22 protein-coding genes and 1 pseudogene are annotated in these 24,665 nt (G+C 58.4%); 8 read left to right on the forward strand and 15 right to left on the reverse strand.

Going from position 1 to position 24,665, the window contains the following annotated elements:
- The first annotated feature begins 221 nt into the window (after positions 1–221).
- The 4 genes from G0P99_RS00875 to G0P99_RS00890 all read left to right on the forward strand — a co-directional run bounded on the left by G0P99_RS00875 (position 222) and on the right by G0P99_RS00890 (position 6,483).
- Positions 222–1,886, forward strand: a complete 1,665-nt coding sequence (locus G0P99_RS00875; protein ID WP_164126822.1) for an ABC transporter substrate-binding protein — start codon at positions 222–224, stop codon at positions 1,884–1,886.
- A gap of 140 nt (positions 1,887–2,026) precedes the next feature.
- Entirely contained in the window at positions 2,027–3,073 is a 1,047-nt protein-coding gene (locus G0P99_RS00880; RefSeq protein WP_164126824.1) for an ABC transporter permease, read from the forward strand.
- A 14-nt stretch (positions 3,074–3,087) separates the two neighbouring features.
- Positions 3,088–4,290: an ABC transporter permease gene (locus G0P99_RS00885; protein ID WP_164126826.1), complete on the forward strand. Its 1,203-nt coding sequence runs from the start codon at positions 3,088–3,090 to the stop codon at positions 4,288–4,290.
- A 105-nt stretch (positions 4,291–4,395) separates the two neighbouring features.
- Complete coding sequence (locus G0P99_RS00890) at positions 4,396–6,483, forward strand: ABC transporter ATP-binding protein (protein WP_164126828.1); 2,088 nt, start codon at positions 4,396–4,398, stop codon at positions 6,481–6,483.
- Positions 6,484–6,561: 78 nt separating this feature from the next.
- On the opposite strand, the gene G0P99_RS00895 is transcribed toward G0P99_RS00890, so the two are convergent.
- From G0P99_RS00895 to G0P99_RS00945, 11 genes are all read right to left on the reverse strand, one after another.
- Positions 6,562–7,680, reverse strand: a complete 1,119-nt coding sequence (locus tag G0P99_RS00895; protein ID WP_164126830.1) for an alpha-hydroxy acid oxidase — start codon at positions 7,678–7,680, stop codon at positions 6,562–6,564.
- Complete coding sequence (comE, locus tag G0P99_RS00900; RefSeq protein WP_164126832.1) at positions 7,680–8,234, reverse strand: sulfopyruvate decarboxylase subunit beta; 555 nt, start codon at positions 8,232–8,234, stop codon at positions 7,680–7,682. The genes G0P99_RS00895 and comE overlap by 1 nt, the downstream gene beginning before the upstream one ends.
- A complete protein-coding gene (locus tag G0P99_RS00905) occupies positions 8,231–8,737 on the reverse strand; it encodes a sulfopyruvate decarboxylase subunit alpha (protein WP_164126834.1) in 507 nt (168 codons plus the stop codon). The genes comE and G0P99_RS00905 overlap by 4 nt, the downstream gene beginning before the upstream one ends.
- A 35-nt stretch (positions 8,738–8,772) precedes the next feature.
- A complete protein-coding gene (locus G0P99_RS00910) occupies positions 8,773–9,183 on the reverse strand; it encodes a universal stress protein (RefSeq protein ID WP_164126835.1) in 411 nt (136 codons plus the stop codon).
- Positions 9,184–9,210: 27 nt separating this feature from the next.
- On the reverse strand, positions 9,211–10,191 hold the full coding sequence (locus G0P99_RS00915) for a zinc-binding dehydrogenase (protein WP_164126837.1): 981 nt from the start codon (positions 10,189–10,191) through the stop codon (positions 9,211–9,213).
- Positions 10,188–10,949, reverse strand: coding sequence for an SDR family NAD(P)-dependent oxidoreductase (locus tag G0P99_RS00920; RefSeq protein ID WP_164126839.1), 762 nt, complete (start codon positions 10,947–10,949; stop codon positions 10,188–10,190). The genes G0P99_RS00915 and G0P99_RS00920 overlap by 4 nt, the downstream gene beginning before the upstream one ends.
- Entirely contained in the window at positions 10,942–12,249 is a 1,308-nt protein-coding gene (gene hisD / locus G0P99_RS00925; RefSeq protein ID WP_164126841.1) for a histidinol dehydrogenase, read from the reverse strand. Before hisD ends, G0P99_RS00920 begins: the two co-directional genes overlap by 8 nt.
- Positions 12,250–12,261: 12 nt before the next feature.
- Positions 12,262–13,590, reverse strand: coding sequence for a TRAP transporter large permease (locus tag G0P99_RS00930; protein WP_164126843.1), 1,329 nt, complete (start codon positions 13,588–13,590; stop codon positions 12,262–12,264).
- An 11-nt stretch (positions 13,591–13,601) separates the two neighbouring features.
- Positions 13,602–14,114 (reverse strand): TRAP transporter small permease, encoded by a 513-nt coding sequence (locus G0P99_RS00935; protein ID WP_164126845.1) that lies wholly within the window; start codon positions 14,112–14,114, stop codon positions 13,602–13,604.
- Positions 14,115–14,226: 112 nt separating this feature from the next.
- Positions 14,227–15,372, reverse strand: a complete 1,146-nt coding sequence (locus G0P99_RS00940; protein ID WP_164126846.1) for a TRAP transporter substrate-binding protein — start codon at positions 15,370–15,372, stop codon at positions 14,227–14,229.
- 20 nt (positions 15,373–15,392) lie between these two features.
- Positions 15,393–15,581, reverse strand: a complete 189-nt coding sequence (locus G0P99_RS00945; RefSeq protein ID WP_164126848.1) for a hypothetical protein — start codon at positions 15,579–15,581, stop codon at positions 15,393–15,395.
- 132 nt (positions 15,582–15,713) lie between these two features.
- Here G0P99_RS00945 and G0P99_RS00950 point away from each other — a divergent pair, with 132 nt between their 5' ends.
- A complete protein-coding gene (locus G0P99_RS00950; RefSeq protein ID WP_164126850.1) occupies positions 15,714–16,742 on the forward strand; it encodes a LacI family DNA-binding transcriptional regulator in 1,029 nt (342 codons plus the stop codon).
- A gap of 233 nt (positions 16,743–16,975) precedes the next feature.
- Here the strand turns inward: G0P99_RS00950 and G0P99_RS00955 are convergent, their stop codons facing one another.
- Both G0P99_RS00955 and G0P99_RS00960 read right to left on the reverse strand, forming a co-directional pair.
- On the reverse strand, positions 16,976–17,917 hold the full coding sequence (locus G0P99_RS00955) for a PleD family two-component system response regulator (RefSeq protein ID WP_164126852.1): 942 nt from the start codon (positions 17,915–17,917) through the stop codon (positions 16,976–16,978).
- Between the two features lie 235 nt (positions 17,918–18,152).
- Positions 18,153–18,911, reverse strand: a complete 759-nt coding sequence (locus G0P99_RS00960) for an acyl-homoserine-lactone synthase (protein WP_239059622.1) — start codon at positions 18,909–18,911, stop codon at positions 18,153–18,155.
- Positions 18,912–19,397: 486 nt separating this feature from the next.
- On the opposite strand from G0P99_RS00960, the gene G0P99_RS00965 reads away from it, so the two are divergent.
- Both G0P99_RS00965 and G0P99_RS00970 read left to right on the forward strand, forming a co-directional pair.
- Positions 19,398–20,786, forward strand: coding sequence for a cell wall metabolism sensor histidine kinase WalK (locus G0P99_RS00965; protein ID WP_164126854.1), 1,389 nt, complete (start codon positions 19,398–19,400; stop codon positions 20,784–20,786).
- Between the two features lie 344 nt (positions 20,787–21,130).
- Positions 21,131–22,465 (forward strand): cytochrome P450, encoded by a 1,335-nt coding sequence (locus tag G0P99_RS00970; protein ID WP_164126855.1) that lies wholly within the window; start codon positions 21,131–21,133, stop codon positions 22,463–22,465.
- A gap of 59 nt (positions 22,466–22,524) precedes the next feature.
- On the opposite strand, the gene G0P99_RS00975 is transcribed toward G0P99_RS00970, so the two are convergent.
- Positions 22,525–23,658, reverse strand: a complete 1,134-nt coding sequence (locus G0P99_RS00975; RefSeq protein ID WP_164126857.1) for a response regulator — start codon at positions 23,656–23,658, stop codon at positions 22,525–22,527.
- Between the two features lie 417 nt (positions 23,659–24,075).
- Here G0P99_RS00975 and G0P99_RS00980 point away from each other — a divergent pair.
- Positions 24,076–24,515, forward strand: a pseudogene (locus tag G0P99_RS00980) (IS3 family transposase); the annotation flags it as partial.
- Positions 24,516–24,547: 32 nt separating this feature from the next.
- On the opposite strand, the gene G0P99_RS00985 reads toward G0P99_RS00980, so the two are convergent.
- Positions 24,548–24,665 (reverse strand): integrase core domain-containing protein (locus G0P99_RS00985; protein ID WP_164126859.1); only part of this gene is annotated, 118 nt, incomplete at its 5' end.

The raw sequence follows: 24,665 nt of genomic DNA on the forward strand, positions 1-24,665 counted from the left end.
TGTCCACTTTAGCGCTCTCAGGGTCAGAAATCGACGGTCCAATGTCGCATTCTAACCAGGAAGTGACGAAACCAGTCATTGACGTGAGGTGATTTCTGTTGCGGAATAGGCCCCATGGGGACGCAAGAATTCCACAAGTTGAGGGCGGTCCAATTGGTGCACCGGGTGCCATTCTGGATCAACACCTTCCAGAACCTGAACGAAGTCACAGGGAGACTTTCATGAAAACCGAACTTTACACCACGCAGTCCACCCATTGGGCGGCGGAAATGCATGCGCAGGAGTATCGCGATGGCAAACTCAGCCGCCGCGAGTTCCTCACCCGCGCGACCGGTCTTGGTGTCAGCGCTGCTGCTGCCTACGGTCTGATTGGCCTGGCCGCTCCGACGCCAGCCGCCGCCGAGGCCAAGCAAGGCGGTACGCTGCGTGTTCAGATGAGCGTGCGCGAGCTGAAGGATCCGCGCACATATGACTGGTCCGAACTGGGTAACGAGACCCGCGGCACGATGGAATATCTGGTCGAGTACAACTCGGACGGGACCTTCCGCGGTATCCTGCTGGAAAGCTGGGAGATCAACGATGACGCCACCGTCTACACCCTGAACGTCCGCAAAGGCGTCAAGTGGAACAATGGAGACGATTTCACCGCCGATGACGTCGCGCGCAACATCGCCCGCTGGTGCGACAAGAGCTCGGAAACCAACTCGATGGCAGGTCGTTTCGCCACCCTGATCGACGCCGACAGCGGTCAGGCGCTCGATGGCGCGATCGAAGTGGTCGACAGCCACACCGTGCGCCTGAATCTGCCGAATTCGGACATCTCGCTGATCGCGGGCATGTCTGACTATCCTGCGGCTATCGTACACAGCTCGTTCAGCGAAAGCGACCTGACCAACAATGTGGGCACCGGCCCCTATGTGATCGAAGAGCTGGAAGTGGGTGTGAAATGCGTCCTGGTGCGCAACGAGAACCACAGCTGGTGGGGCGAAGCGGTGTTCGGCCGCCCGGCGCTCGACCGGATCGAGTATATCGACTACGGCACCGACCCGTCGGCATGGTTGTCGGCGCTGGAATCCGACGAAGTCGACATGCTGCACGAATCCGTCGGTGAATTCATCGACGTGATGGATGGCCTTGGCTATGCCAAGTCCGAAGTGGTGACCATGAGCACCGTGGTGGTGCGCCCGAACCAGCTGGCCGAGGTCGACGGCAAGAAACCCTATGCCGACAAGCGCGTGCGCCAGGCCATCTCGATGGCAGTGGACAACGCCATCTGCCTCGAATTGGGATATGGCGGGCGCGGCGCACCGGCCGAAAACCACCATGTCGGACCGAGCCACCCGGAATACGCTGCACTGCCCGCGCGCAAGCACGATCCGGCCGCGGCCAAGGCCCTGATGGAAGAAGCCGGGATGATGGATTTCGAGCACGAGATCGTCTCCATCGACGACGACTGGCGCCGCAACACCACCGACGCCGTGGCAGCCCAGCTTCGCGACGCGGGCTTCAAGGTCAAGCGGACGGTACTGCCCGGCTCGACCTTCTGGAACGACTGGACGAAGTATCCGTTTAGCTCGACCAACTGGAACCACCGTCCGCTGGGCGTGCAGATCTGGGCGCTGGCCTATCGCTCGGGCGAGGCCTGGAACGAGTTCGGCTGGGCCAACCCCGAGTTCGACGCCATCCTGTCGGACGCGCTGGCGCTGGCAGATGCCGACAAGCGGCGCGAGGTTGTGGCAAAGGGCGAGGCCCTGATCCAAGAGGAAGGCGTGACCATCCAGCCCTATTGGCGCGCACTTTACCGCCACATGAAAGAGGGTCTGGTGGGTACGGACATGCACATCGCCTTTGAACACCACCACTATAAGTGGGGCTGGGCGGCCTGATCGGCCGACACCCGGAATAAACCGGAGCGCGCCCAAGGGCGCGCTCCTCCAGCCGCAGCATCACCACGCGATTTGTGGGATCCAGGCGCCGAAACCAAGAGCGCAACCGCTGCGGACCAGCCTGACCAACAGGGGCTAACATGGGACTTTTCATACTCCGGCGGTTTGGGGTGATGCTGCTGACGGCATTATGCCTGACCTTCATCGTCTTCTTCCTGACCAACCTGTACCCCAACCTGGAAAAACTGGCGAAGACCCAGGGCAACCAGCGGATGAGCGACGAGCAGGTGCAGACCTGGCTCGACAATCGCGGCTACAGCGAGCCGCTGCTTACCAAATACGGGCGCTGGCTGGGTGTGGTGCCGGGCTTTACCAAGACCCTGAACGACGGCCAATTCGTGGGCAGCTGCGTGCGTCCCGGCGTGACCCAGGAGGAAACGCCACGGTTCTGCGGTATTGCTCAAGGCGACTGGGGCTACTCCACCCGGTTCAAGGCCGATGTCGATGAGATCATCTGGAAACGGCTGGGCAACACGCTTTACCTGATGATGTGGGTGATGATCCTGATGGTGCCCTCGGCCCTGTTGGTGGGCGTGTTGGCGGGCATGCGCGAAGGATCGCGAACGGACCGTTCGCTTTCCACCTTCTCGATCCTCAGCACCGCGACACCGGAATATGTGTCGGGCGTGATCTTTATCGCGGTCTTCACCTCTTCAACGGTGGGGCTTAAATGGTTCAAGGGCACCGCGACCCAAGCGATGGAAGAACCGACGTTTGAGAACTTCTTTCTGCCGGTGCTGACCATTGCGCTGTATGGCATGGGCTATATCGCACGGATGACCCGCGCCTCGATGACCGAGGTGATGACGGCGCAATACATCCGCACCGCACGGCTCAAGGGCGTGTCTTTCCCCAATATCGTGATCAAACACGCGCTCAGAAACGCGCTGATCGCGCCTTTTACGGTGATCATGCTGCAATTCCCCTGGCTGTTGAACGGTGTCGTCATCGTCGAGAGCCTGTTCAACTACAAAGGCTTCGGCTGGGTTCTGGTCGAGGCGGCGGGCAATAACGACATCCAGCTCCTGCTGGCGGTATCGGTGGTTTCGGTCTTCGTGGTTCTGATCACGCAGCTGATCTCGGATATCGGCTATGTCTACCTCAACCCGCGCATCCGCATTTCGTAAGGGAGGAACGGGACATGGAACCTCTCGGTACATTCGAAATCATCATCCGCGTGCTGTACCAGCTGTCATCGGTCTGGATCGCACTCTTGCTGCTCTTTGCCCTGTCGATCGCGTTCAAGCGGCGGCTGGGGCTCTACGGCAAGCTGTTTGACAGCCCCATCGGCATGATCGGCTTTGGCCTGGTGATGTTCTGGGTCTTTGTCGGCATCTTTGGCGCCATGGACCTAATCATCACCCATGACCCGCTGAGCCAAGTCTCGGGCATGAAGAACAAGCTGCCCGGCACGCCATTGGCGGGGGCCGAGCAAGGAGAATATGCCTGGTATCTGCTGGGTGGTGACAACCTGGCCCGTGATGTGTTCAGCCGGGTGATCAAGGGCGCCTGGATCGTGGTGCAGATCGCACCGCTGGCGACGCTGTTCGCCTTCATGGTCGGCATCACGCTGGGCCTGCCGGCGGGTTATTATGGCGGGCGGCTGGACACGTTTCTGTCTTTCCTTGCCAACCTGATCCTGGCCTTTCCGGTCATCTTGCTGTTCTACCTGCTGGTCACACCCGAGATCGTGGCGACCGGCCTGCCCACCATGATGGCCATCGTGCTGTTCATGTTCCCGATCATTTTCCTGGGCGTGCTGCTGAACTCGCGTTACCGCACCCAGCCCGCGTTCCGTACGCCGCTGCTGATCGGGGTGCTGGGGTTCGCGCTGTGGCTCTATCTGGCACTGATTTCAGAAGGCGGCTATCTGGTACGCAGCATTCCCGGCCTGCCCTCGGTGCTTGACCCGTTCGACATTCCGGGCGGCATCCTGGTGGTCTTTGTCTCGGTGGTCTTCGTTAACTCGCCCACGGTGTTCCGTATCGTGCGGGGCCTGGCGATGGACATCAAGACACGCGACTATGTCGCCGCCGCCCAGACCCGGGGCGAAGGCCCCTGGTACATCATGCTGTGGGAGATCCTGCCCAATGCGCGCGGGCCGCTGATTGTCGATTTCTGCCTGCGCATCGGCTATACCACCATCCTTCTGGGGACCTTGGGCTTCTTTGGCCTGGGTCTGCCGCCGGAAAGCCCGGACTGGGGCAGCACGATCAACGAGGGCCGCAAGCTGTTGTCGATCTACCTGCACCCAGCCCTGCCACCGGCATTGGCGCTGCTGTCGCTGGTTCTGGGTCTGAACCTCTTGGCGGACGGGCTGCGCGAGGAAAGCCTGAAGGACTGACGTGAACACGGCCGGGGGGCCAGCCCCCCGGACCCCCCGGAGTATTTCGGGCGAAATGAAGAACAAGGGGTCGAAATGGCCCACGCTCCAACAGGGAGATGCATAATGTCGAAACTGGCGGAATATGACGGGCCGATCCTGGAGATCGACAAGCTGTCGATTTCCTTTTTCACCCGGCTGCGGGAAATCCCCGCAGTGATGGATTTCTCGGTCACCGTACAGCCCGGCGAGGCGGTGGGTTTGGTCGGCGAAAGCGGTTGCGGCAAGTCCACTGTGGCACTGGGGGTGATGCAGGACCTGGGCAAGAACGGTCGTATCGTGGGCGGCACGATCAAGTTCAAGGGCCGTGATCTGGCGCAGATGAGTGCCGACGAGCTGCGCGACATTCGCGGCAACGAGATCGCGATGATCTATCAGGAGCCAATGGCGAGCCTCAATCCGGCGATGAAGATCGGCAGACAATTGATGGAAGTGCCGATGATCCATGAGGGGGTCAGCAAGGAAGAGGCGCGTAAACGCGCGCTCGAAGTGGTAACAGACGTGCGCCTGCCCGATCCGGAGCGGATGCTGAACAGCTATCCACACCAGCTGTCAGGCGGCCAGCAGCAGCGCATCGTCATCGCCATGGCGCTGATGTCGAAACCGGCGCTGCTGATCCTGGACGAACCGACCACAGCTCTGGACGTGACGGTCGAGGCCGCGGTGGTCGAGCTGGTCAAGGACCTGGGTAAGAAATACGGCACCTCGATGCTGTTCATCAGTCACAATCTGGGCCTGGTGCTGGAGACCTGTGACAGGCTTTGCGTGATGTATTCCGGCGAAGCGGTGGAGCGCGGCTCGATCAAGGATGTCTTCGACGAGATGCAGCACCCCTATACCCAAGCGCTGTTCCGCTCGATCCCGCTGCCGGGCGCCGACAAGAACAGCCGCCCGCTGGTGGCCATTCCTGGCAACTTCCCTCTGCCCCACGAGCGCCCGCCCGGCTGCAACTTTGGTCCGCGCTGTGACTATTTCGAAGCTGGACGCTGTGACGCGCAGGATATCCTGATGGAGGCGGTGCCGGGCAACGACCGCCACCACACCCGGTGCCTGAAATTCCGCGAGATCGACTGGAACGCGCCGATCACCCTCGCGGCACAAAAGGAAAAGGGCGAGATCGGCGAGGTGGTTCTGAAGATGGACAACCTCAAGAAGTATTACGAGGTCTCGGCCAATGCCCTGTTCGGCGGCGGCGAGAAGAAGGTGGTCAAGGCCAACGAGACCTTGTCATTCGAGGCACGCGAATCCGAAACGCTGGCAATCGTTGGCGAAAGCGGCTGCGGCAAGTCCACCTTTGCCAAGGTGCTGATGGGGCTCGAGACCGCCACTGACGGCCACATCCTGCTGGACAACCGCAGCATAGAACAGATCCCGATCGAGGCGCGCGACACCAAGACCGTCTCAGACGTGCAGATGGTGTTCCAGAACCCGTTCGACACGCTCAACCCCTCGATGACCGTGGGCCGCCAGATCATCCGCGCGCTCGAAATCTTTGGCATCGGCAAGACCGATGGCGAGCGGCAACAGCGGATGCTGGAACTGCTCGATCTGGTGAAACTGCCGCGCGCCTTTGCCGAGCGGATGCCGCGACAGCTGTCGGGCGGCCAGAAACAGCGGGTCGGCATCGCCCGCGCCTTTGCCGGGGGCGCCCGTATCGTGGTGGCGGACGAGCCGGTCTCGGCGCTGGACGTTTCGGTGCAGGCGGCGGTAACCGACCTGCTGATGGAGATCCAGCGCGAGCAGAAGACGACGCTGCTGTTCATCAGCCATGACCTGTCGATCGTGCGCTATCTCAGCGACCGGGTGATGGTGATGTATCTGGGCCATGTGGTCGAGCTGGGCACCACCGACCAGGTGTTCAGCCCGCCCTATCACCCCTATACCGAGGCGCTGCTGAGCGCGGTGCCGATTGCCGATACCAGCGTGCAGAAGAAACATATCGTTCTGGACGGCGACATTCCTTCGGCCATGAACCCGCCGCCCGGCTGCCCGTTCCAGACCCGCTGCCGGTGGAAGTCCAAGGTTGAAGGCGGTCTTTGCGAACGCGAAGTGCCGCCGGTCAAGACCCTGGAGGACGGTCACCAGATCAAGTGCCATCTGTCAGCAGACGCTTTTGCCGAAATGGAGCCGGTCATCAAGATCGCGGCTGAGTAGACTGGAAACGGTGGTCCGGTCGGAATCCGACCAGCAAGAACTTGATCGCATCACAATGGCGAACGACACTCTCTGTGGTTACGGCAGCGGTCGGGCCTGCTCGCTTGCCTCGCGGATCGAAGTAACCCCGATCTGAGCCATCGCGATACTCAGCTCTTCGCTGAGTATCGTCCACATGGTGTGCAGCCCGGCCTCGCCCGCAGCGGCAATGGCGTATTGTAGAATACGCCCGACAAAGGCAAAATTCGCCCCCCGTGCCAGTGCCTTGAGAACATCCTCTCCGGACCGGATACCGCTATCGTAGTAGATCGGATAGTCGGGTCCCAACGCGCCACGGATCTCCGCCAGCACATCAATTGGCGCGGGCGCGCTTTCCAGTTGCCTTGCACCATGGCTGGACACCTGTATTGCGTCGACTCCGGCCATCACCAACCCCTTGGCGTCCTCGACATCCAGGACGCCCTTGACCACCAAAGTCCCGGGCCATGCATCACGCAACCTTTTGAGGATATCCCAGGTCAGATTGGCGCGCGTCTCGGTCCGATCGAATTCAAACCCGTCCATTTCGAAATTCGCCATCTGCGGCTTGCCCCTGAAGAGCGTTGCAAGTGACCATCGCGGGTGCAGGGCGAAATCCACAAACTGGCGTGGCCCGATACGGAATGGCATCTTGAATCCATGCCGCAACTCGCGTGGGCGGCGTCCCACTTCTGGCACGTCGACAGTCAGGACAAGGGTCTTGTACCCGGCCGCTTTTGCCCGTTCGACAAGTTTGAATGTGCCTTTGCCATCCCCACTGAAATAGAGTTGAAACCAGGCATACCCTTCAGCTGTTTCGATGATTTTCTCCATCGGGGTCGAAGCCACGGTAGAGACACCATGCGGGACACGGTGCCTTGCGGCCAGCCGAGCCAGCATCAGATCCGCGCCCGGGCGCGACAGGTTGCACATCCCCATAGGCGCAATGCCAAAGGGACGTTCCGCCGATGCGCCTAGAACGGTAGTGGCCAGTGAGCGTTGACTGACATCCTTCAGGATACGGGGACGCAGCGTGACCGCGTCAAGGGCCACCCGATTGCGCGCGGCCCCGGTTTCCTGGCCTGCGGCGCCGTCGATATAGTCGAACACCATCCATGGCAGTCGACGCCGTGCCAATCGGCGGGCGTCGGCGGCTGAATGGATGGCGTTGGCGCCCATCAGCTTGCCACCGCCTTCATGAATCGGTCGCGGATGATGACGGGGTCCATGGTGATGACCGGCATCTTGGCATTGCCGCTGTCGCATTTCACCACCAGCACCGTGGCCCGCCTGCCCGCGATCGCCTTTTGCAGCGCGGGTCCGGTGTCAACATCCTGAACAACAACGACATTATCGCAACCAGCCGCCCGCGCCATCCCGGCCAGGTCGGTCTTCTTGCCGGTATAGGTCGGCTGGTCCCCGGTCGAGCCATAGGACCCGTTGTCGATGATCATCAGGATATAGTTGCCCGGCGCGTTGTTGCCGATCGTCGGCAGGGTGCCCAGGTTGGTCAGCACCGAGCCATCCCCATCAATCACGATCACCGTCTTGGGCTGCGCCAGCGCCAGCCCCAGCCCGATGGATGAGGCCAGCCCCATCGTCCCCAGCATGTAGAAATTCGTGGGCTGGTCGTCGATCGCATGCAGCTCCTGGCTGGGAATGCCGATGTTGCAGACGACAAGCTGGTCACGCAGGATGGGCGCGATCTCGCGCAGGATCTCGGAACGGATCATTGGTCGCCATAGCCTCCCCAGAAATTGGCGTCGGTCAGAATCGCCACCGGCTTGTTGCACATGAAGGTGTACTTCAGGATCATGTCGAACTCTTCGACATCCTTCTGCCGGTGAAAGTGGTAGGTGGGGATGTTCAACTGCGCCAACAGCGCCTTGGTATGCACCGCCATCTCGACCTGGCAGGCCACCGGCTCGCGCAGCTCGCCCCGGTACGAGATCAGCATCGGCAAGGGCATCCGGTAGTACTGGATCAGCGTGGCCAGCGTGTTGATCGTGACGCCGATGGCCGTGTTCTGCATGATGATGGCCGGGCGCTTGCCGCCCATCCATGCACCGGCGCAAAGCCCCATGCCCTCGTCTTCCTTGTTGGACGGAATGTGAAAGATCCCGTCGCGCCGGTCCACTTCCTCGATCACCCCCGCCAACTGCTTGCAGGGCACGGTGGTGATAAACGAAACCTCGTTGGCGACCAGGTCGTCCACGATCTTCTTGTCGATACTCATGATCGGTTGGCCTTTGTCTTGTTGATGAATTGATCTCAGGAACTGCGATGGACATGCACGGCGCAGGGCGCATGGCGCACGACACGGGCCGCGGTCGAGCCAAGCAGATAATCGCTCAACCCAGGCTTGTGGGATCCGATAACGATGCACCCGATGTCATGTTCGGCCGCGTAGCTGATGATCGTGCGATAGGTGTGGCCGGAAACAATCTCAGCCTGAATGCCAGGTATTCCTGCCGTTTTCTGGGCCAGCAACGCGCGGGCGGCTTCAAAGGCTTCGCGAACCACCTCTTTGTCCAGATAAGCGCTCACTGATCCCTGCGGGGCCTCATAGACGTGCAGCGCGATAATCTGCCCGCCGGGATTACACAGGGCCTTTGCCACGCCGAGGGTGGAACTGGACACGCCATGATCGAGCGCCATGGGAACCAGAATTCTGTCATACATCATTGGCCTCCTTCAGTACGAAGCTGCTCATGACCAGGGGTCGAGCATGATCTTTGGTGCAGCAACGGTGCCGGCGCGAAGATCGCGAAATGCCTGCGCTCCTCCCGACATCGCACGCGTCTCGAACCAGTCCAAGGCACCGAGCCGCCCATCGAAAATCGCCTGAGCCGTGTCGCGAAAATCTTGAGCTGTATAGGTGTAGGTGCCGATAAAGGTGATCTCCTGAAGTGTCATGCGGCGGATATCCAACCCTCCGGAATCCTCGCCCAGACCGACATGAGCGATCACGCCACCCGGCATCGCAAGCTGGGATGCCATGGCGCGTGTCGTCGCGTAACCCACCGCGTCGATCACGATAGGAGCTGGACTCTTGCCCTCGTGCGTCACGACCTGGCCACATCGCTCGGCCAGGAACCGGCGCCGGGTCTCGTTCGGTTCCAATACAGTGACATCCTCGACCCCCATCGCACGCAGGGCCAAGGCCGCAGCCAATCCAATTGCGCCGCCCCCCAGCACAAGTGCAGAGCGGTCCATGTTCTGATGCAGCGCCTCAAGCGCAAGACGAACAGCGTGCCAACTGACCGCAAGCGGCTCGGTAAGGGCTGCCTTTGCCAATGGCACGCCATCAGGAACTGTCACAAGATTGCTGTCGGGCATTGCCACATACTGCGCAAATGCCCCTTCGCGTGGGGGCATCGAGATGATCTGACGCTGGGTACAGAGGTTCTCACGGCCCATTGCGCAAGCCTTGCACCGACGACATGTCACAAGAGGGTTGATCGTTACCCGTCGTCCCGCCTCAGGTCCACTTTCTATGATCCCTGCCGCCTCGTGGCCCAGGATCAACGGCGCAGGGCGCCGGTTGTCGTGCCCCAGATAGGCATGCATGTCAGACCCGCAAATGCCCGAAGCCTCGATGCGGATCAGGTGTTCACCCTCATTCGGCGAGGCTTTCGCCACATCGCGATAGCCAAGCGTTTCGACACCATCATAGACCAGCGCTTTCATTTCGCCGTGAACCCCCCGTCAACCATCAGAACCTGTCCCGTCACATAGGCCGACGCATCCGAGCATAGGAACAGCAGTGGGCCGTCCATGTCCTCCAACCGCCCGTTGCGCCTGATACAGGTTTGCTCAGCATTTCTGGCGGCGCGGGCCTCATCGTCGAACACCGCGCGCGTCAACTCGGTCGGGAAAAAACCCGGACCGATGGCATTTGCCGTGATCCCATAAGGCGACCATGCTTCGGCCATGGCCCGCGTCAATTGCCCGACACCAGCCTTGCTGGCGCCATAGGCGATCCCGCCGGGAAAGGCGCGCGTGGTCTGAAGCGAGGCGAAATTGACGATACGCCCCCAGCTTTTCTCCTTCATCGCCGGGACAAGTGCCTGGCTGAGGAAAAACGGTGCCGACAGGTTCAAGGCCAATGTCTGATCCCATCCTTCCGGTGTGACCTGGTCGGCAGGTTGACGGGTGTTGACCCCGGCCGCGTTCACCAGAATATCCGGTGATCCGAACGGCTCGGAGAGAGCGGCACACAAGGCGGCAAGATTTGATCGGTCCGCCACATCCGCCGCCACATGTGACGCGTTAGCCCCGATTTCCACGGTCAGGCTTTCCAGTGCGCCCTTTCGGCGGGCCACGGACACAACCTTTGCCCCAGCCGAAGACAGGGCGACGGCCGCTTGCCGCCCAAGACCCGAACTGGCGCCGGTGATGCAGGCAACCCTGCCCGTCAGGTCAAAAAGAGATCTGGGATCAGCCATTTGCGGTCAGGTCGAAGGTTTCGTTCGGAAAGTACTTCTCTAAACGCGCATCTGCGGCGCGGGCGTGGCCTTCCATCCCCTCCAGGCGAGAAATGCGGGCAGTGGCTTCGGCCACGGCTTTTGAGCCTTCGCGCGTGGCGCGCTGCCAGGTCACGATTTTCATGTATTTGTGCACGGACAAACCGCCGGTGTAGCTTGCAGCGCGAGAGGTCGGCAGCACATGGTTGGTGCCGGTTGCCTTGTCGCCATAAGACACGGTGGTTTCCTCGCCCAGGAACAGCGACCCATAACAGGTCAGGTTCTCCAGCCACCAATCCAGGTCCTCGGCCTGAACAGTCAGATGCTCGGGCGCATATTCATCCGAGCACGCAGCCATCTCCTCTCGATCAGAGCAAACGATCACCTCGGCATAGTCACGCCATGCGGCGGAAGCGTTTTCCCGGTTCACTTCGGGCAGATCCGCGATCAGCACGGGCACGCGTGCCATGACATCCTGGGCCAGTGTCCGGTTATCGGTGACAAGCCAGACCGGCGAGTTGTAGCCGTGCTCGGCCTGGCTCACCAAGTCGGTCGCCACAATATGCGCATCGGCAGATTTGTCGGCCAGGATCAGGCTGTCGGTGGGACCTGCGATCATGTCGATCCCCACCCGACCAAAGAGAATACGCTTAGCCTCGGCCACAAACTGGTTGCCGGGGCCGACAAGAATGTTCGCCTTGGGCAGACCGAAAAGCCCAAACGTCATGGCTGCCACGCCCTGTACGCCGCCCATCGCAAGGATTTTGTCTGCGCCGCAGATATGCGCGGCATAGACGATAGCCGGGGCAATCCCCACACCGGGCCTGGGCGGGGAGCATGCCGTGATGTGCTTGCAGCCGGCAACTTTGGCCGTGGTCACGGTCATGATCGCACTGGCGATGTGGCTGTACCGCCCGCCCGGAACGTAACAACCAGCCGCTTCGACCGGGATCGCCTTTTGACCGGTGACAAACCCGGGCGTCAACTCGGTTTCCACGTCGCTGACCGTGCTCTTTTGCAATTCCGCAAAGCGGCGCACATTGTCATGGGAAAACCGAATGTCCGCTTTCAGTTTCTCTGGCACCAAGGCGCAGGCTGCCTCGATCTCCTCAGGCGACAACAGAATGCTGCCTTCGTACTGATCGAACTTGGCGGCATATTCGAGCGCCTTGGCATCGCCGCCCGCTTCGATGTCGTCCAGGATTGCCTTGACGATCTCATGGGTTTCGGATGCGTTCGACTTCGCTGTCAGAGCAGCCTTTTTCAGGTATTCGCGGGTCATGTCTGGCGGGTCCTATTTGTAGATATCCGGGAGGAGCGTGGTCGAGATTGCCGGGATGTAGGCGATCAACAGAACCACGATCAGCATTGTCAGAACAAAAGGAATGGCGCGGGCGGCGATCTTGAGGATCGACTCTCCGGTGATCCCCGAGACAACGAACAGGTTCAGCCCCAAGGGTGGTGTGATAAAGCCCACACCCAACGCGGTGATCATCATGATGCAGAACTGGATCTCGTTCATGCCGATATTGTCGGCGAGCGGTTTCAGGATCGGCGCGAGGATCACGATGTTCGGCGTGGTTTCCATGACGCAGCCAGCAGCGATCAGGATGCCAATCATCAGCAGGATCAACACATAAGGATCTTCAGTCATTCCTGTAACCGAGGTCACGAAGCCCTGCGGGACGCCCATGATCGCCAGCGCCTCGGCCAGCGGTGCAGAAAATGCAATGATCGGCAGGATTACCCCGTTCACCTTGGCCGAACTGACCAGCATGGCCGGAAAGTCCGAGAACCTCAGGGTGCGCAGGATAAAGCCCATGGCGATCGTCACCACTACAGCGGTTGCACCGGCCTCGGTCGGGGTCAGGCGCCCCGAGAAAATGCCGTAAAAGATGATGCCCGGAACGATAAAGGCGTACCAGCCGGATTTCAAAGACTTGCCTAGGTTGGCCGACCATTCGCTGACGCTCATGTTGCCGCCGGTTTCATAGCTGTAGAGGCGGTTGACGATAATATTCGTCACGAGGATCGAGACCAGAATGGCCAGGCCGGGAATGAGAGCGGCAAGGAAAAGGGTCGAGGCAGAAATCCCCAGTACAAGCCCGATGATGATATAGGCGATGGAGGGCGGGATGAGGATACCGGTACAGGCGCCCGCGGCCACAAGAGCACAGGCATAGGGGCGCGGATAGCCACTTTCCACCAAACGGTTGATCGTCATACGGCCCACGGCCGCCGCCCCGGCGGCGTCAGATCCCGAGATCGCCGCGAACATGCCGCAGACCAGAACGGTGGCCGATCCGAACCCACCCTTGGTCCAGCAGGTCAACGCCTCTGCCACATCAAGGAACTTTCGACTTAAACCGGTACGGACCAGCACGTCACCGGTCAGGATGAACAGGGGAACGGCGGTCAGAGCAAATGCGTCTATGCCGGTGAACAGGCTTTCCCCCACCGCAGAAAGCGGCAAGTCACCCGACATGACCAACATGGTAATCGCCGCCGCACCAATGGCGGCCCAGACCGGGACGGCCAGCGCAATAAGGCTTACGAACAGGATGACGGGAAAGTAGAAATCCCAACCCAGTTCGACTGTTTGACCAACTTGTTGCCAGAGCATCTGCTATGTCCTCAATCGAATAGTTTGTCACCTTCGAAGACGGGGGTGCCGTCGCAAAGGCTGCGGACATCGCGCCACAAGGATTGCAGCAAGCGCCAGACAATGAGGGTGAAACCGGCCGGAACGGCCATCAGGAACCAAACCATCGAGATACGGAGCCCGTGGCTAACCGATCCAAACTTTGCCGAGACATGAACCGTCTCAAGCGACCAGTAGAGGGCGATCACCGCGACCACGAACATCACCAGGTCGCCGAAAATGTAGAGCAGCGCCTTTGAACGCCTGCCAAGGTAGTGCATCACTACATCAATACGGATGTGCGCGCGCTCCTTGACGGCGGCGGCGGCCCCGATCCAGGCCAGATAGATGAAGGAATATCGCACGATCTCCTCGCCCCAGATCGAGGAATAGGCGAAAAGTTCGCGCCGGATGACTTCGACCGCCATGGTGACCACTAGCATCACGTAGAAGGTCAAGAGCAGCCATCGTTCGGCATTCTTGTCGATTGCACGCAGGATATCCATTTCGCGTCCCATGCTTTCGACATGGCCCGGGGTGAGGCCCAATGGGCCGTTTGGAGGTCATGTCATCGGAGTGAACAGGCGGGCACCGAAAACCAATGCCCGCCCAGACCGATCAGGCGTCGTGAACGTAGTACTTGCCCTGCGTTCCCGCGGCCTCTTCCATCTTGGCGAAATTGTCCATGGAACCGGCAAGTTCGACCTTGAACTCGTCCCATTCGGACCGCTGGAATCCACCGGCCTCTTTCCATTCGCCAAGCTGATCGTCGCTGAGCGCGTGAAACTGAACACCGGCCTTGGCAAGCTCCGACATTGCATAGCTGCGGGCAGAAGGTACCTTGGACAGGTTTTGGTGCGCCGTCATCTCGGCCCCCCACATCACGCCTTCCTGAACGTCGGCGGGTAGTGAATTGAACCATTCAAGGTTGCACGAGTAAACTTGGCTGTCCGGCACCGCCTGGGTAAATGTCACATGGCTCAGGATATCCTTGAAACCAAAGACGTAGAGCGCACCGACAGACGGGTCCAAAGCGTCCGCGACACCCTGCTTGATCGCCGAGGGGGTTTCACCCCAGGCAACCGGTGTCGGGTTGGCACCAACCATACGATAGTACTGTTGCAGCATCTTCGAGCCAGGCACACGGAACTTTACGCCCGCCATATCGCCCGGTGTCATCACGACATTGCCACCCTTGCGCACGGCAACCACACGCGGGTCGATGTTCACGTAGAACAACGCCTTGAATCCATTGGCCTCGACCTTGGGTTCGACTTCGGTTTTCCAGAATCCGGAATTCACGAGATTGGTGAAGCGTTGGTTGGACCCACATAGATACGGCATGTTGATCAGGTCGACGGTCGACGCAAAAGGCGCAAAGTTCGACAGCGAATGCTGTGCCGCCTGGATGGTGCCACCCTGCACCTTTTGCACCAACGCGCCACCGGCACCCAGTTGCCCGCCCGGGGCCAGTTTGACGTAGACCTTGCCGTTGGTGGCGTTCTGGATGTTCTCCTTGAGGTCCAGTTGCATGATCGGATAGCTGCGCGAGGCACCCAGCACATAGGCAGTGGCCACGGTCATGATATGCTCTGCCGCTGCCTCCCGCTCTTTCTCCTCCTTGGCGGTCTGCGCAACGGCTTCGGTCGACCAAAGCAAACCGCCGGCCCCCGCAACCATGGCGGCGGTAAAGCCGCCCGTTGCACTCAACTTCAGAAAATTGCGGCGTTCGGCTGATTTCAAGCCGTCTTTGTCTTTCCTCATTCTATCCTCCCTAGGATCAATCAGCTGCCTTGGTTCTTGGTTTTCTGGTCAGCTTCTTTTTTGAGAATTGCGATGACGAACAAAATCGTCGCCGCAAACAGAACCAACATCTCTCCAACATCCCCGAGAAAAGCGCTGCTCGCGAAGGCCCCAAGGGCAACATTCGCGAAGAAGACCGCAAAGACGATGGCTGAGGCGACAAGGAACATGGGTAGCTCCGTAGTGAATCGGTTCCACTCCATTTGTAAGCGCTTACATCTCAAATGCAAGCGCTTACATCGACGGATGGTAAATCCTTTGCGATGTGTTAAGAAGAAAGGAAACGACAGGTAGACGCAGATATGGGAAAAACCCGTTCAGCTCCGACACTTAATGATGTAGCAAATCACGCCGGGGTTTCGACCGCTACGGTGTCTCGATGCCTGAACACTCCCAACCAGGTGGTAGAGAAGACCCGCGTTCGCGTTATGCAAGCCGTCGAAGAACTGGGCTACACGCCGAATTTCGCCGCGCGGGTGATGGCCGCTAAACGGTCATTTACAATCGGTGCCATCATCCCGACCATGGACAACGCCATTTTTGCGCGTGGCTTGCAAGCCTTTCAAAGCGAGCTGCGCCGGAGCGGCTATACTCTTCTTGTTTCAAGTTCCGAGTACAAACCGGACATCGAGAAAGAACAGATCCGCGCGTTGGTGGCACGGGGCGCGGACGGTCTGCTGCTGATCGGTCATGAGCGCGAAGACGAGATCTATGAATACTTGAAAAGGCATCAGGTTCCCGCACTTGTCGCGTGGTCCTATCTCCCCGACGCACGGCAAACGTCAGTCGGGTTTAACAATCGGGATGCCATGTTCGAACTGGCACAGAACGTCATTGACACCGGTCACAGGCGCATTGCCATGATATCGGGAGTGACCGCCGGAAACGATCGAGCGCAAACACGGGTCCAGGGCGTCCGGGATGCCTTGCAAGCCAACGGCATCGACCCCTGCAAGATGAGGGTGATTGAAACCACCTACGAGATCGATAGCGGAGCAAATGCGTTTCGCGAACTCATGTCGCGGGATTTGCGCCCCACCGCCATCATTTGCGGGAACGACGTCTTGGCTGTCGGCGCCCTTCGCGAAGCCAGACGCACGGGGGTGGCCGTACCCGATGAGGTTTCGGTCACCGGTTTCGACGATATCGAACTGGCGGAAATCGCAAACCCTGCCCTGACGACCGTTCACGTTCCTCACCGCGAGATGGGCCGTAAGGCCGCGCAGGAGTTGATAGCCATGGTGAACGGCACATCCAAGGGGGTCTCAACCTGCATCAAAACGCAGGTGGTACACAGGCAATCCTTGGCCCGCCCCCAAACCGATGCATAAACGCGAGCCGGACATCAACCTTTGCAGGACCCCTGCCCGACGTCGCCGTGGTAAAGCCCGGCAAACGAGTTGTTGCGGCCCGAAGCGGCTTATGCGGTCTCGAGGTACTTTCACCAAGGCGGTATGACCGGGGACAATTGCGACCGGCGGTTTGACTTTCCGCTCGGCTCAACGACCGCGCAAGAACGAACCCTTACCGGTTGCGCATGGCGCAACCATGATCAGGGGAGTTATCAGCCGACTTTGGCCATCGAGTAGTAAACGGTCTCGGCGCTTTCCACAGCCTTGTCGATCAGGAACAATGCCTCCAGCTTGTTTACAGCTTTGAGGGGCACCGCCTCGCCGATCCGAAGGGACACTGTTCCGGTTTCGGGAAAGTCCTTGCTGTCAGCAGTAGCAAAAGTCGGCACCTGACCCACCAGTTTGCCGAAATCGAATGCCGCGTCGTTGTCCAGAACGACAAGAAAAACACCATTGCCCCAGTATGCGGCATAGTTTCTTGCACCTTGCGTTATCGCCATGATGGCCTTGCCGGCAAGGGTCATGGCCCGCCGGAAATCGGCAGACGTTCCAGTCTCAAAGATCCGCTCCGCTTCATCGACCTTTACAGCCAGAACCGAACTGTTCAACGGATGCGCTGTCGAGATCTTGAACACGTAGTTCTCGAACTCCGGCAGGCCGAAACATCCGGGGATGCCATCGATGAAAATCGGATCGCCGAGATCGAACTCGCGGTCACACTTGTCCTGGCCTTGGGCGTCCTCGATCGCTTCCATCGCAAGAATTGCCGACTTTCGCTCGGCCGCCAACCGGTAGGCATCAGACAGCCGCTGGCGAAGATCGTCGAACTCAAAGGGCTTTGTCACATAGTCCGTCGCCCCGACCTCGAATGCGTTGTCGATGTATTGCTTTTGAACCATGGCAGTTACCATGATAATCGGGGTGAAGCGGTAGTCGGGAAGCTTGCGCACCTCCTGACACAGATCGATGCCATTCATCTGGGGCATCTGAACATCCAGAAGCAGACAGTCGAACGGCTTCGGCTCGCTGTTGAGTATCTGAAGCGCCGCACGGCCGTTTGCAGCCGTGACCACATCGTCATACCCGAAAGCGGCCAGTATCTGGGTAAGCAGTTCCAGGATGCTGGGCTCGTCGTCTACGGCAAGAATTCGCATTTTGGTTCACCACAGTTATGGCATCGCTCAGGTTTCCGGGGCGATACGGACATGTATCAGGTTCCGCTCGAACAGCGGATCAACGTCATTTTTACCAATCTTTAGGGAAAAAGCGGCAAATTGATGACCTATGAGTGGCAGGTCCGTGCCTTTTCCTGAAGCCCCATGCTTTGGCGCCCGGAATGGGTAATCTCGGCAATACTTCGCCGCATTACCAAATGGACAACCCACAGGTTCAGCTTAGGTAGCCCCGGATGTTGAACAGAACAGGCTGGCTTGCAACACCGTCGATTGAGAATTTGGGGCCGACAGGGGTTGCGCCTGCCCCGATGCGACGCGCCCAACGGGACCAGACCGCAGGTACGATGCCAAGAATCGACGTGGCTCCGTTCTGATAGGCCGTCCTTGCCATGCTTTCGAACAGCATGTGTTGAACCGACAGTCTGCGGGCTGCGGGCACCGTCTCGGCGATGAAAAACCGGGACGCTTCCCAGACATTTGATCTGACCGGGGCCTCAAAGAACAGGACGTCCGTTGGAATACTGTCAAGCAGACCTCTTTGCGCGTCTCTCAACATATAGGTGTATATTCCGCATTTCGCCGTTGTCGGGAGCAGGCGAACGCCGCCCACAATTTCGCCAAATTGATGAAGGACGATCCACTGGCATGCCGGCGTGTCGTACTGATCATACTCCATTCCCTCGGCCTCGGACACATTCCAATGCAAGGAGTCGATAAAGATGGATTTTCGGGCTTCGAGATACTTCGCCAGGAGCGTTCCGTGTTCATGAATGTTGCGGAAGTTCATGACACTTGAATGAACATTGCCGAGCGGAGACTGTTTTTGATGTAACCCGCGAGCAGGCAATCGAAACCTGTGTCGCACCCTTGTGTTGGGTGCGGCATCCGTGGGGGCACGTCCGATGGCTGGCTCCAACTCCGGAAACACTGCCGAAGCCGGGCTGGCGCCCGCTAGCCTGAAGGTCTGGTCCATGTCCTGCTCTGTCTTTTTGCCACACTTTTGACAAGAACATTCAAGTGAAGTCTATACCTAAGTGAAAGTCCTGTGCACCTAGAAAAGTAGTGTGGCCAATTCGCAAGAAACCTGTGCGGGAATGGCAATGCAGTGTACGGGCGGCGCCTGTGCCCCCCTTTGGCGTTGTTCGCGATCCGGGACAAATGCTGTGCAACCAGAACCGGCGCGAGTCTCTGAAACCCACGCAGCTTTCGGTGAAAGAGCCGACAGGACAGAGACAATGGTTCAATCCGCATCGCGTTTCGTTTGCAAGGGCTCGACCACCACCCCCCTCGCGTTCGCGCACCGAATTGGATGTGACGTCTACGTGATCCAATCCCGTTGGGGTAATACGACCTGGCTGCCTGGCGCTGCACCAGTCAAACTGTGAACGTATTTCCGGCCCACTGCTTCCTCAATCCGCGGCTATCTAGGAGCTGATGCCCCAAATGCCCAGTGGACAGAATGACGGCGATTGAAGCGAAACAGTTTGGTCAGGTTTCCGAGAAATCGGTCGATCGGATGCTGCAAAACATGAAGGACTACACTGCCATGAGCATCGAGCTCATTTGGCAGCGACAGGCCATCTTGTTGTCGGCAACCATACTCACCGGATACTTCTTCGACTTTTTCAACGCGCTGCTGTTTTACTCTTGCATCCTGATTTGCGAAGGTCAGGATCTCATTCTCGCCAAACGTGTGGCCCGCCTGCAGCCGCATCAGCGCAAGGCGATTGTCGAATCTCTGGCCTGGATACTGCTGAACACGGTGCTGCATTCGACCGCGATTTGTCTCTACGCCATCTCGGTCGCACTCAAACAGCCATCAGGGGGGCATTTCACCCCTCTGTTCTTCCTGTTTGCAGCCGCCCTGTTTGCGGCAATGAACAACCATCAGATCGTATGGGCGATGATCCTTCGCCTGACCATGTACGGCATCTCGTTCATGGTGATTGTCGTCAAGGACATCTGGATCGAACGGCCCGACCTGTCCTCGGAGCTTTGGCTGCATTTCTTTACTGTTGTTTTTGTCATGTATTTCCTGATCGACTGTTCGTTTGTCTTTCTCAGGCTTTACAGAACAAACCTGGCGCAGCTGGAAAAACTAAGGGAAGAGCATGAACGTACAAAGGCCGCGTACATCGCCAAGTCGCAGTTCGTGTCCACCGTCAGCCACGAGCTTCGCACGCCCCTGACATCGATCAAAGGGTCGTTGGACCTGATCAACTCGGGCGCCATTGGCGAAGTGCCCGAAAAAATGCAGAGCCTTGTCGACATGGCCAGCAAGAACAGTCAACGTTTGGCCACCCTGATCAACGACATCCTTGACATTCAAAAGATGGAAGCGGGCGAAATGGTCTACAGGATCAGGACCGTGGACGTTTGTGCAATCGTAGAAGAGGCAGTTGCAAGCAATCTGGGTTATGCCAGCGCGCATAACGTCACGATCGATCAGGACTGCCCAAAGGAGTTGAATCTGTACATCTCCGCCGATGCATCGCGATTGATACAAGTTCTTTCAAACATGATCTCCAACGCGGCAAAGTTCTCCTTCGAAGGCAGCACAGTCACCGTTGGCTGCCGCCGGATCGGCAACCGGGTTCGCATCTATGTTAAAGACCGCGGTATCGGCATTCCGCCTGGAAGCCGGGACAAGGTGTTCGATCGCTTCTCGCAGATCGATTCTTCAGACGAACGGCATGCGGGCGGAACGGGGCTGGGCATGAACATCTCGAAGGAGATCGTGGAACACTTTGGCGGCATAATCGACTACGAGAGCGAGCTTGGGGCGGGATCGGTGTTTTATGTCGAATTTCCAGAGATCCACAAAGAGGCTGCTGCCAATACTGTATAGGACTGTTCATCCGACAGTATGGATTAAACGGCCTGCCGGGCGCCCGGTTTGATCTGGGATGTCAAGACACGTCACCGGCTGGAGTGTTGTAGAACCGACTCAACCAGAACGACCAAGCGTAACGAACAGATTCCATTGTTTATCTTCTAGCTGCTCGCAGGTTAATGTCTCGACAAGGGTCAAGTAGCCCCTGTCTTTTCGCGGTCTTGCTTGCTGTGGTTTACCGTTAACACTTGCCGCAAATCCAAAAACTGAAACTTGGTTCCTGGCTTTCCGCCCGCCCCCTAGGGTAATCGCGCGCAAAGGCAGGTTCGCCTTGAGCAGATGCAGTGGGAACGGTGGAAATGAAAGACATCAGCATTGCGCCAGTTTCAGCAAGACTGGCAGAAAGGCCAGTCGGCCTGCTTGATTTTGCACGATCGGCCGGCCGGAACATGTTGGAGGTGATACCCGCCGAAACCCTGCGGCAAACCTATGTTCGTGGCCCTTTGAACATTCACTACATCTGCGATCCGGAGATGGTGACCGAGCTTCTGGTCGGAAAGGGTCGGTCCTTTCCAAAGGCTAAGTTCACCAAAGACATTATCGGTTCGGCCGTCGGAAACGGCCTGATACTGTCCGAGGGTCAGAAGTGGCGCCAACAAAGGCGTCGCTACTCACCGCTGTTTTCCGCCCGCAACCTTCCCACACTTTCGGAACACTTCGCCGAAACCGGGATCGAGGTCGCTGACTCGCTGGCCGAAAACCCGGGGCCCGTCGATTTTGCTCAGGTCGCGCCGGCATCCACCCTGACCAATGTTTCAAGGGTCATATTCTCGGGCAATGAAGAGGTCAGCGCGGAACAGATCCGCACGGGCCTGATTGCGTATTTCGAGTACATTTCCGACATCTCCCTGTTCGACCTCATGGGATTACCAAAATGGTTGCCCCGAAAGAAATGGCTCCGCAGCAAGGCCCCGGTCACGACAATGCGGGACCTGGCGCGGAACGTGATCGACCATCGCCGATCTGAAAACCGCGAAACACCGAGTGATTTTCTGGACTTCATGATCGAGGCCCTGAAAACCGACTTCGAGGATGCCGAAACCACGGTGGACAACCTGCTCACCTTTGTCGTCGCCGGACACGAAACCTCGGCGAATGTCTTGGTTTGGGGGTATTATCTTCTTGCCCTGCACCCAGAGATGCAGCGCAGAATTCGCAACGAAATCCTGTCCATTCGAAAGACAGGAAAGATCCGCTTCGAAGACCTTGAACACATGCCTTTTCTGAGAGCGCATATCAAGGAAACCTTGCGCCTGTATCCCTCGGCGGCCATGTTTGCCAGAGATGCGTCCGAAGATATCGAGATAAAGGGGATCTCGATCAAGAAAAACGATGCGTTGTTCTTTCCGGTCTATTCGCTGCATCGCAACGGAGTCCTGTGGCCCGAGCCGGATCACTATCGCCCCGAACGGTTCCTTGGGGCGCCAATTCCGCGTGGGCAATACATCCCCTTTGGCGACGGGCCACGAATTTGTATCGGCGCGCAATACGCCGAGACAGAGATAATGATCTTGATGGCATCGCTATTGCGACGGGTAAAATTGTCTTTGTCCGACAAACCTTTGCCCGAGCCGGTACTGACCTTTACGATGCGGACCAGCGGACCGATGGTCCTGACCGTGAGTCTCGTCTAGGCTTGTAACCGCCTGCTCAGTGGCCTTGGCCCTGCGTTGGCGCGTCAAAAGGCTTGAACCTATTTCTGCGCAAGATAACTGTCTTCGCCAAAGAGTTCGAACATCACCCGTTCGTATACCCGCCTGCGCTCCACAACTTGAGTAGCGGGTTCGGCTCCATCGCTTGCCAGTGCGTACGCATCGCCGCCCTTCTGGAAAGCCTGTTCGCGTTTTTCCACGCCCTGCACCGCTTTGCCAAGCGCCGCCATGGCGCCTGCCTTTGAAATGCACCGCATCGAGACCCGATCGCTGATCAACACACGCAACCAACCCGTTGCGCTGCGGTTACCGACAATGGTTCCGAACACCTGGTTCAACCTCTCCTCGGAAGGAAGAAGGCTCGTCGCGTCTTTCCCATGCGTTACGACCAGGAACACCCCGCTGCCGCGATAAGCGAAGATGGCCTTGGCATCCTTGGTCGTCATTTGAATGGCGCGTGCGAGATCGGAAATCGCACGGCGAAAATCTCCGGATTTGCTGAGGTCAAAGAAAAACTCGGCATCCTGAAGCTTGATCGCAAGGACAGACGAGTCAAAGAGGCGGCCACGAGACAGTTGTTCGACATAGTTGTCAAACTCGACATAGCGCAGGCACCGACTCAGACCCTCGATTGAAAACGGGTCGTCCAGGTTGAATTGCTGATTGAAATCCAGCTCATCTTGTAGATGCTTTGCGGACTCCAGTGTCATTTGCGCTTTCACGCGTTCCTGCATCAACAGGTGCGCGGAGTTTATCCGGCTGCGCAGTTCCAGGAAGTCAAAGGGCTTGGTCACATAGTCTGTCGCCCCTTCCAGGAAAGCCTCTTCCACATAGTGCCGCTCACTCATGGCAGTGATCATGATAACCGAAGTCTGACTGTACCGTGGAAGATCACGAATGCGCCGAAGCAGCTCTATGCCGTTCACATGCGGCATCTGGACATCCAACAAAAAGCAGTCGAACGGGGCCTCGGTGGCCTCGATAGCTTTCAGCGCTTGCTCTGCCGAGCTTGCCGTCGAAACCTTGCAGTTACCAAAAGAGGTCAAGGCGGTTTGCAGCAACTCCAGAATGCTTGCATCGTCGTCGACGATCAAAACCTTGAGGGGCTTCTGCTTTTGCGTGCGCAGTTCCAGTTTCTTTTGGAACTGATCTCTTCCCGGATTTGAGTGCTTCATGAGTTGGGGGCCTGATGGCAACTGGTTTCAGTGTCATCCTAGGCAGCGAGTAGGCCAAAAACGTGGCGCCTCTTCAGATTATTTATACATTTTTGGCAAAATTGTGAAAAAATTTCGGCAAACATTGAAGATCTCGGGACAATATGTGGAAATCCAATTCTTTGTTTTCGCTTTGGAAAACCCATCATGACCTGGCTGATTTTCACGCTTAAGATGAGTCGAACCTGTGGAGGCATGGAGCCCGAGATGTCTGCGTGGCCGCCCTGCCGACCAAGTCCCTGGTGGAGAAGGCTCAACAGGCTACGCTGTCACAACGCTTGGGCCGGCCAGGAAACACAGAGGGAAATGGACCACTACGCCAAAACCTGGTCTGTCCCCTGAAAATTGGTCCTCTCGGAAGTACGCTTATTGAGCCAGATGGAGGACCATGGAATGCCCCAGAAAGTCGAGGTTTTGGTTTCGCAAGTCCAGTCTGTGACTGAGGCCGTGCGGTCGATCTGAGTGACGCAGTTCACCTACCATCTGTGGCGCAAAGAGTTCGGCGGACTCAAGACCGAGCTCAAGGAGCTGGAGAAAGAGAACGAGCGGCTGCGGAAGGCGGTGTCGGATCTCACGCTCGAGAAGCTGATCCTTGCCGAGGCTGCCCGTGGAAACTTCTGAGCCCGGCCTGCCGCGGTGCTTGTATAGAGCATGTCAGGAAGAAGTTCCGTGTCTCGGGACACCTCGCATTTCGCGTTCTCCGTCAGTATCGGTCGCCCCAGCGGAAGCTGCCGCTAGAAGATGCGCTGACAGCAAACATCATAGCGCGTGCCTCTGAAAACGGGCGCTACGGATATCGGCGCATCACGGCGCTCCTGGGTGGCCTGATCTGACTGGTCCGGTTTGATTGTTAGTGCATTAGTGGCCTCTGGTCCATCTGGACGATGGTTTCAGGAGCTGGCGGCCGATAGCCGAGTGCGCTGTGCGGCCGCTTGGTGTTGTAGTGTTTCCTCCAGCCTTCGATGATG

Origin of the sequence: Ruegeria sp. PrR005 (assembly GCF_010500245.1) — a bacterium.
Lineage (GTDB): Bacteria > Pseudomonadota > Alphaproteobacteria > Rhodobacterales > Rhodobacteraceae > Ruegeria_B > Ruegeria_B marisflavi.

What these genes read in the sequence shown, in the direction of transcription:
- G0P99_RS00875 (WP_164126822.1), top strand. Translation starts at nt 222, where the DNA reads ATGAAAACCGAACTTTACACCACGCAGTCCACCCATTGGGCGGCGGAA.
- G0P99_RS00880 (WP_164126824.1), top strand. Translation starts at nt 2,027, where the DNA reads ATGGGACTTTTCATACTCCGGCGGTTTGGGGTGATGCTGCTGACGGCA.
- G0P99_RS00885 (WP_164126826.1), top strand. Translation starts at nt 3,088, where the DNA reads ATGGAACCTCTCGGTACATTCGAAATCATCATCCGCGTGCTGTACCAG.
- G0P99_RS00890 (WP_164126828.1), top strand. Translation starts at nt 4,396, where the DNA reads ATGTCGAAACTGGCGGAATATGACGGGCCGATCCTGGAGATCGACAAG.
- G0P99_RS00895 (WP_164126830.1), bottom strand. Translation starts at nt 7,680, where the DNA reads ATGGGCGCCAACGCCATCCATTCAGCCGCCGACGCCCGCCGATTGGCA.
- comE (WP_164126832.1), bottom strand. Translation starts at nt 8,234, where the DNA reads ATGATCCGTTCCGAGATCCTGCGCGAGATCGCGCCCATCCTGCGTGAC.
- G0P99_RS00905 (WP_164126834.1), bottom strand. Translation starts at nt 8,737, where the DNA reads ATGAGTATCGACAAGAAGATCGTGGACGACCTGGTCGCCAACGAGGTT.
- G0P99_RS00910 (WP_164126835.1), bottom strand. Translation starts at nt 9,183, where the DNA reads ATGTATGACAGAATTCTGGTTCCCATGGCGCTCGATCATGGCGTGTCC.
- G0P99_RS00915 (WP_164126837.1), bottom strand. Translation starts at nt 10,191, where the DNA reads ATGAAAGCGCTGGTCTATGATGGTGTCGAAACGCTTGGCTATCGCGAT.
- G0P99_RS00920 (WP_164126839.1), bottom strand. Translation starts at nt 10,949, where the DNA reads ATGGCTGATCCCAGATCTCTTTTTGACCTGACGGGCAGGGTTGCCTGC.
- hisD (WP_164126841.1), bottom strand. Translation starts at nt 12,249, where the DNA reads ATGACCCGCGAATACCTGAAAAAGGCTGCTCTGACAGCGAAGTCGAAC.
- G0P99_RS00930 (WP_164126843.1), bottom strand. Translation starts at nt 13,590, where the DNA reads ATGCTCTGGCAACAAGTTGGTCAAACAGTCGAACTGGGTTGGGATTTC.
- G0P99_RS00935 (WP_164126845.1), bottom strand. Translation starts at nt 14,114, where the DNA reads ATGGATATCCTGCGTGCAATCGACAAGAATGCCGAACGATGGCTGCTC.
- G0P99_RS00940 (WP_164126846.1), bottom strand. Translation starts at nt 15,372, where the DNA reads ATGAGGAAAGACAAAGACGGCTTGAAATCAGCCGAACGCCGCAATTTT.
- G0P99_RS00945 (WP_164126848.1), bottom strand. Translation starts at nt 15,581, where the DNA reads ATGTTCCTTGTCGCCTCAGCCATCGTCTTTGCGGTCTTCTTCGCGAAT.
- G0P99_RS00950 (WP_164126850.1), top strand. Translation starts at nt 15,714, where the DNA reads ATGGGAAAAACCCGTTCAGCTCCGACACTTAATGATGTAGCAAATCAC.
- G0P99_RS00955 (WP_164126852.1), bottom strand. Translation starts at nt 17,917, where the DNA reads ATGCGAATTCTTGCCGTAGACGACGAGCCCAGCATCCTGGAACTGCTT.
- G0P99_RS00960 (WP_239059622.1), bottom strand. Translation starts at nt 18,911, where the DNA reads ATGGACCAGACCTTCAGGCTAGCGGGCGCCAGCCCGGCTTCGGCAGTG.
- G0P99_RS00965 (WP_164126854.1), top strand. Translation starts at nt 19,398, where the DNA reads ATGACGGCGATTGAAGCGAAACAGTTTGGTCAGGTTTCCGAGAAATCG.
- G0P99_RS00970 (WP_164126855.1), top strand. Translation starts at nt 21,131, where the DNA reads ATGAAAGACATCAGCATTGCGCCAGTTTCAGCAAGACTGGCAGAAAGG.
- G0P99_RS00975 (WP_164126857.1), bottom strand. Translation starts at nt 23,658, where the DNA reads ATGAAGCACTCAAATCCGGGAAGAGATCAGTTCCAAAAGAAACTGGAA.